This is a genomic window from Bacillus sp. JJ634, from assembly GCF_036962285.1.
In the GTDB taxonomy this organism is placed as follows: domain Bacteria; phylum Bacillota; class Bacilli; order Bacillales; family DSM-1321; genus Peribacillus; species Peribacillus asahii_A.
In genome coordinates, this window is record NZ_JBALMU010000126.1 from 1 (window position 1) to 2,172 (window position 2,172).

Genomic DNA, 2,172 nt, shown 5'->3' on the forward strand with positions numbered 1-2,172 from the left:
ATTGATTTTTTTTAATCTAGGTCTTGAGAATAATTGAATGGTTAGGTGTTATGTTTGGTATCCGCTATAAAAATTCTTATATAACTTTTGATATATAGTTTACATTCTATGGAGAGAAATTAGATTACTTATTCCCTATTGACCTACATATCTTTCGTATTTAACAATAACCTTTATGCAGCAACATTATCAGGCTAGAAGGTAGGAATGAAACATGGGAAGAATGGAAAGAAGGAAGCAAGGAAAATCCTCTAATAGGATTTGGAGTAAGCTGAGCTCTAAAAGTATGAAGGTGAAGATTGTAATAGCAGGTTTAACAATGGCCTTATGTTGTTTTCTCATACTGAATATGTTTATTTGGAGAAGTGATGTTAGTAAACTAGAAAAACCGGCTCCACAGCCAACTATTATTTATGATCAAAATGGAGATGTGGCTAGTAAAATTGCTGTTTCTAATATTGAGGGAGTTAGTATCAAACAGATTCCAAAAGACGTTATTCATGCTGTTATTGCAACAGAGGACCAACGTTTTTACAAGCACAACGGAATTAATTATATAGCCATTGCCCGGGCATTTACTCGAAACGCAATAAGTGGTCAAGTTGTGGCTGGTGGAAGTACAATTACTCAGCAGTTAGCCAAAAATGCTTTTTTAACACAAGAACGTACGTATACACGAAAGTTTAAAGAACTTATTTTTACAAAAAAAATTGAACGAACATACTCTAAAGATGAAATTATGGAACGGTACTTAAACCAGATTTATTTTGGTGAAGGAGCGTGGGGCATTCAGCGTGCTGCACAGATATACTTTGGCAAGGATGTTAGTGAATTAACATTAGGCGAGTCGGCTATGCTCGCAGGGTTGATTAAGGCACCTTCCATTCTATCACCATTTAAAGATATGGAACGGTCCGTTGAACGGAGAGATGTCGTATTATCGTTAATGAAAAAGGAAGGGTACATCAGTCAAAATGATGTGGAAAAGGCAAAGGCAAAGCCTATTGTCTTAGAGGGCAAAAAGATTGATGACTATAAGGGGAAATATCCTTATTATGTAGACCATATTATTGAGGAGGCTATAAAAAAATATGATCTTACAGAAAATGAGGTTCTTTCGGGTGGACTACATATTTTTACAGAATTAAATCCTACGATACAAAATGCAGTTGAACAGGTGTATAAGGATGAAGAGATGTTTCCTGCAAGCCAATCAGACCAATTGATTCAAAGTGGAGCCATCTTCATCAACCCCTCAACTGGTGGAATTAACGCACTTGTTGGAGGGAGAGGGGAACATACTTTTCGAGGGTTTAATCGTGCGACTCAATTAAAACGACAACCGGGATCTACGATGAAACCGCTGGCTGCCTATACTCCTGCTTTAGAACAAGGATACGAAATCTTTGATAGATTACAAGATTCACCTATTAATATCGATGGCTATCAACCAATGAACGCTGATAAACAATTCCATGGAGAAGTGACCATGTATGAAGCGTTGGTACATTCCTATAACATCCCGCCTGTATGGTTATTGGAGAGAATGGGATTGAAATATGGTACGAATGCATTGGAGCGCTTCGGTATTCCATTAAAAGAAGAGGATTATACTCCAGGTATCGCACTTGGAGGGATGAGCGAAGGGGTATCTCCTTTATTGATGGCTCAAGCGTTTTCTACTTTTCCTAATAATGGTGTACGAGTAGAAGCACATTCTATTGAAAGAATGGAAGATGCGGACGGAGAGGTTATCGCAAAATGGCATAGTAATGCTACAAAAGTTACAGATCCTTCAGTTGCTCAGAAAATAACCTATATGCTCAAAGGGGTTGTGGAAGAAGGCACAGGAGTGAAGGCGCAAGTGGAAGGCTGGGAAGTAGCCGGTAAAACAGGTACAACAGAGCTTCCTTTTGCTAATGCAGACGGCGGATCAAAAGACCACTGGTTTGTAGGATATACCCCAGAAATTGTTGGAGCAGTTTGGATGGGATATGATAAAACGGATGAAAAACATTATTTGCTAGAATCAAGCGGTTCTACTGTCACAAAAGTTTTCAAAGAAGTTCTCTCTAAGTCTACTACGGAATTTTCCCAAAAAGAATTTGGTTTAGCAGCGATAGAAAAACAGCTTAGTGAACAGCGGAAGAAAGAGGAAGAGAAGAAGAAAGA

Annotated in this window: 1 protein-coding gene; it reads left to right on the forward strand. The window is 38.3% G+C overall.

Annotated features, from left to right (window positions below):
- Positions 1-214: 214 nt before the first annotated feature.
- A partial coding sequence (locus V7068_RS17595) for a transglycosylase domain-containing protein (RefSeq protein ID WP_499713858.1) occupies positions 215-2,172 on the forward strand: 1,958 nt, incomplete at its 3' end.